Source organism: Marinomonas sp. HM11-D, from assembly GCF_057626615.1.
The window spans coordinates 1-4,020 of sequence record NZ_JBMMKT010000030.1 but is presented as its reverse complement, the minus strand read 5'-3'; the positions used below and the strand labels follow the sequence as shown (position 1 = coordinate 4,020).

General features: G+C 47.3%; 2 protein-coding genes. One reads left to right on the top strand and one right to left on the bottom strand.

The features are described from left to right. Positions 1-3,219, top strand: a 3,219-nt coding sequence (locus ACOSVP_RS18525; protein WP_487348969.1) for an Ig-like domain-containing protein, incomplete at its 5' end; no start/stop codon positions are given. Positions 3,220-3,349: 130 nt separating this feature from the next. Here ACOSVP_RS18525 and ACOSVP_RS18520 read toward each other — a convergent pair. Continuing rightward, a partial coding sequence (locus tag ACOSVP_RS18520; protein ID WP_487348968.1) for a hypothetical protein occupies positions 3,350-4,020 on the bottom strand: 671 nt, incomplete at its 5' end.

Genomic DNA, 4,020 nt, shown 5'->3' with positions numbered 1-4,020 from the left:
ACCGCAGAAGCCAATGCGACTGTGACCCTGTACGATACCGATGGCACCACGGCTCTGGGCAGCACCACTGCGGATGCGCAAGGCGACTGGTCAATTACTACGTCGACCTTAGCGGATGGCGATCATACGCTGACCGCCAAAGCGACCGATGCCGCGGGCAATATCTCAACAGCATCGTCTGCTCTGAGCGTCACCATCGATACCGCTGGCCCAGACATTCAATCGATCTTGGTACCAGATACCACCATGAAAGTGGGCGATACGGTCACGGTTACCATCACCATTGCCGACGATAACGGCGATGAATACAGCAACCTAGTTGGCACAGTGGGTGGCTTTGCCCTGAGTAACTTAATCCGTAGCAACAGTACGACTTACACAGCTCAGTTTACTGTGACGGAAGGCGGCACGGATGTCGCGGCGGAAAGCGATATCCCGGTGAGTCTGACACTGCAAGACAGCGCTGGTAACACTTCTAACACCTACACGACAGCCATCATCCAAACGGCTGATGTGATCGATGCCAACTCGCCAAGCAGCTCAGCACCTACGCTGACCAGTACCTCGGATAGCGGTGTTAGCAACAGCGATCTGATCACTAACGACACCACCGCAACTATCCAAGGTACCGTCGAAGCCAATGCCAGCGTATCTGTTCGTGTGGCAGGCAGCGAAGTGGGCAAGGCCACAGTCGATGGCACTAACTGGAGCTTTACTTTTGCGGATGCGGATCTAAGCGAAGACAACAATGATATTACGGTAGTTATTACCGATGCGGCAGGCAATACCAGCGCAGCGTCTTCAGCTCTGACATTGACACTCGATACAACGGCGCCATTGCCAATCAATGACACAGCGGCGGTTAGTGAAGACGATGGTGACATCCTACTAACAACGACCCTCAATGGCGCCAACTTAACCGTACAAGCCAACGACACTGGCACCAACATGGCCACCCCAGTCACTCAGGTTAATGGAGATCAGTTCAAGGTTGGTGAGTCTGTGACAGGCAGTAACGGCGGTCTCTTCACCATTAATGCCAATGGTACAGTGAACTTTGATCCAAATGGCGAGTTTGAAAGCCTTGCACTGGGTGACAGCGCCACAACCAGTGTTACCATTACTGTCCAAGACGATGCGGGTAACACCGCCGATTCAATGGTAACCGTGACCATAAACGGTGATAACGACGCTCCAGCCTCGACTGATATCACTAAATCTATTGCTTATAGCAGCACTTACAGATTCCAAGAAAGTGACTTTAGTTTCAGTGATATTGATAAAGATGACTCTCTGGATCATATCACTATTACAGGACTGCCAAGCAAAGGCTCTGTGAGTTTTGATGGTAAAAACGTCACAACGAATAATTACCAAATTGATGCTGCGAATTTAGGCTCACTGACTTATACACCAAATAGTGGTGGCACTGGTGTTGCTTATGACAGCTTTACCTTTACTGTTAGCGATGATGAAACTGGCACATCATCAAACTATACCGTGACCATTGATGTGGGGAACCCTCCACCTCCAGTGCCGACAGCTGTCGTAGACGGTGCGACTGTGACAACGCAAACACAGCGTAATAGTCAAGGGAATAACGTTGAAGTGATTACCGTTGCTCCAATCACATCGGAACGAGAAGATACGGATAGCACATCCAGCAATGCCGATCTGCCATTCCAATTTGAACCAGGCAATCCAAGTAATGTTGTTACCACGCTAAGTCTCCCCACAGGGCTTGGTGTACGTGTACTTTCAAGCAACACAGCCAGCTCGCAGAACCAAGTGTCTAACTTTACTAGCTTGATGCAAGATATTGATGGGGATTCTGAAGATTCGCTAGCTACGCAGAATTTTGGCTCAGCATTCTTGAGCTCAGTCCCGACAACGAATACAGTGTTTGTAAACTCCATTCAAGTGACAAGCTCTGGCACTTCGGCCAAAGCCCCGATTGTCATTACGGGCACCGCCAACACCAATACTACCGAAGCTTTTGTGATTGATTTCAGAAGCAGTACAGGTACTCATCTACAACTAGATAATATCGAATTTGCTTCTATTGTCGGTAGCGCTACGGTCTCAGGTGGTGCTGGCCAAAACTATGTCTACGGGGATAACCAAGACCAATTTATCAAATTAGGGGCGGACGATGATGAGCTTCATGGTGGTGGCGGTAACGACATTATCGGCTCTGAAGGTGGAGATGACATACTTTATGGCGACAGTGGTGATGATATCGTTTTTGGTGGCACTGGCCATGATACGCTGTATGGCGGTACTGGCAATGATGTACTGCAAGGTGGGCAAACCACCCAAGGCTCACTAACATTCTCACTAAACAGTGCTGGAGAAATTGTTACCAGCTTTACCGCCAGTGATGTATGGGGCGATGATGTCCAACCTCTGACATTCAGCGGTGACTGGTATAGCCAAGCCTCAATGATTCTCGATGGTAAAGTGTTTGATATGGATTTGAGCGAAGACAGTATCGCTTCCATCCTGAATGCTGGATTGATGCTACAAGCCACATCAGAATACGCCTTCTTATCTATGGATGCTGATCGCTTACAAATGATCGCCAGCAGTTATCAAAGCATCTTTGGTGAATTGGTAAGCGCGAGTGATCTGAGTGGTTTGGCAGGCTCTCAATTCAGCCTTGCGGAACTGGCAAACATCACAGCGCAAGCTTGGGTAGCTGGGCAAGAGGAAGGCTTTGGCGATCTCTCCGCTGAGCAGCAAGTCTCTACTTTGCTAACGAGTTTCTGGCAACAAAGCGATGTCTCAGAAAGTGCTATCTCAGAAGTACTAACACTCCTAACAAATGGTCTTTCAATTGGAGAGCTGTTCCTAGGGCTGGCGCAATCGCAGCAAGCTAAGGATAAACTCACTACCGATCAAGGATTGCTACAACTGGTCGCGACTAGCGAACTGAGTGAGACCGCTCTATCTACCGAGATTGGTAATGACTTCCTTTATGGTGGAGCGGGTGACGACACCTTGATCGGTGGTCATGGCAATGATTTGCTAGACGGGGGAGAAGGTATCGATACAACAGTACAGCAACATATGCTGGCTGAATATGCGGTCGCCCAGCTTGACGATGGCAGTATCACCCTGACCTACCAGCAAGGCGCATACACCGAAGTGGATACCTTGATCGGTGTGGAGTGGGTGCAGTTTAGTGATCGACTGATTAGCACAGCAGACCTTCTTTAACAAAATTCTATCGGGGTAAAATACCCCTCCCACAAGAGAGATGCTTTTGTGGGAGGGCTGTCCCAGCCCGATAAAAAAGGCCCTTAGTTTCCTAAGGGCCTTTTTGTTTCTGTGCAGTTTGAAGCATCTATTAAGCTAGATGCACAAAGCCATCCGTCATTATCATTGAGTCGGCTTCGACACCGGTGAAGGTAATCTGATTAAACGCAGCGGCAGTAACCGTACTCGATACAGAGTTAGCGGTTTGCTCAACCCAAATATAGCCGGTGCCATTGTCACTAAAGGCGAAGGCATCTACTTGTGAGCTACTAAAGTCTTCAGCACTGTGTTGAATCCACTCTAGCACAAGCTCTGCAGATGAAAGCCCCTCTTTTGAAGCTTCAAAAGACTCATCAGCTTCGATACTTTCCCCAGTGACGACATGGAAAATAATATCTGTACCTAGGTAAAGGTCATCCCCCATGTCAAAGTTATTAATGACGGATGATGCTTGGTCCGAACTATATACCAGTAAGTCATCAGGTATATACCAATCGTAGATATCTAATTCATCCGTTTCCAAATCGACTTCGGCATCTACATTTAGATAAATCACATCTTTGTAATCTATTTTCAATTCAGAAACAGCTCCCCATAAATCAGAATTCCAGCTTAAAAACTGATCAATATATTCTTTATTATTGAAGTATAAATCCTCATACTCTTCTAGGTCTACCACTAAAGAATCACGGATCTCATTTAAATATACTACTTCATTATAAACTGCTGACTCAAAAGTATTGTTATAGTTATTAATCGCTA